Here is a 1,286-nt window from a genome sequence, read left to right as displayed (position 1 = left end):
GCCCGCGCAGCCGCGGCTGGCCGCGGCACCGTGGGCATGACGCACGGATCGCGGGGGCGGGGCAACGCCCGTCGACGCGGCCCCGCGTTGCATCACGCTGTACTGGATTGACACAATTTTCAGGTTCTCATTTCATGGCCATTGTTTGCATCATCGATGACGATGCGTCGGTCCGTAAGAGTCTCGCCAGCCTGCTGAAATCGGCTGGCCATACTGCATTGCCGTTTGCGTCGGGCGAGGAATTCCTGGCGGCCGATGCGCCGGCCGGCGCGATTTGCGTGCTGGTCGACCTGAAGATGAAAGGGATGAGCGGGCTCGACGTCCAGCGTCAGCTGATTCAGCGCAACGCGACGCTGCCGGTCATCTTCATGTCGGCGCACGGCGACGACGAATCGATCCGCCGCGCGCTGGCGCAAGGCGCGATCGCGTTCCTGCGCAAGCCGTTTCCGTCAGACGACATGCTCAACCTGATCGACCAGATCGCATCCGGCACGCCGCCCGCGTGAGCGGCGCTCCACCGGCCGGCCGCGCCGTCCGACGCGTGGCGGTTCCGCCCGGCATTTTGTTAGTTTATCATTTGATAATGAAGCGGATGCCTACACAGGGAATGCAATGGCGAGTACGCCGGACATGACGTCGAGCGGCAACGGCGGCGCGGGAGAACCCGCGCCGATCGTCTATGTGGTCGACGACGACGAAACGTTGCGGCGCGCGTTGAGCGCGCTGTTGCGTTCGGCGGGATTTCGCGTGGAGACCTTCGCGTCGTCGCGTGCGTTTCTCGCGTTCGAGCGGCCCGACGTGCCGAGCTGTCTGATCCTCGACGTGCGGCTCGCCGACGAGAGCGGGCTGGCCGTCCAGGAGGCGGCGGTGCGCGCGGGCCTGAACGTGCCGATCCTGTTCATGACGGGTTACGGCGACGTGGCCACGACGGTCAAGGCGATGAAGGGCGGCGCGCTCGATTTCCTGACGAAGCCGTTCGACGACGAGGCGATGCTCGATGCCGTCGGCCGCGCGCTGGAGCGCGACCGCACGCTTCACGCGGTGCGCGGCGCCTATGCGTCGTTGACGCCGCGCGAGCGCGAAGTGATGAGCCAGGTCGTCGCGGGCCTGATGAACAAGCAGATTGCCGCGAATCTCGGCCTTCAGGAAATCACGGTGAAGGTGCATCGGGCCCAGGTGATGAAGAAGATGCGGGTGCGCACGCTGCCGGATCTCGTGCGGCAGGCCGATGCGCTGGGCGTGCGCCCGGCCGGCGCGCGCGACTGAGCGCGCGGGCCCGGCCTGGC

At 67.0% G+C, this 1,286-nt stretch carries 2 protein-coding genes; both read left to right on the top strand.

Annotated elements, in window-relative coordinates:
- Positions 1-134: 134 nt before the first annotated feature.
- Positions 135-506, top strand: coding sequence for a response regulator transcription factor (locus DPV74_RS41360; protein ID WP_059693306.1), 372 nt, complete (start codon positions 135-137; stop codon positions 504-506).
- Between the two features lie 106 nt (positions 507-612).
- Positions 613-1,266, top strand: coding sequence for a response regulator transcription factor (locus tag DPV74_RS41355; protein ID WP_027792633.1), 654 nt, complete (start codon positions 613-615; stop codon positions 1,264-1,266).
- Positions 1,267-1,286: the final 20 nt, after the last annotated feature.

Origin of the sequence: Burkholderia sp. HAN2018, from assembly GCF_024704855.1 — a bacterium.
Lineage (GTDB): Bacteria > Pseudomonadota > Gammaproteobacteria > Burkholderiales > Burkholderiaceae > Burkholderia > Burkholderia cepacia.
This window is presented reverse-complemented; position numbering and strand designations above follow the sequence as displayed.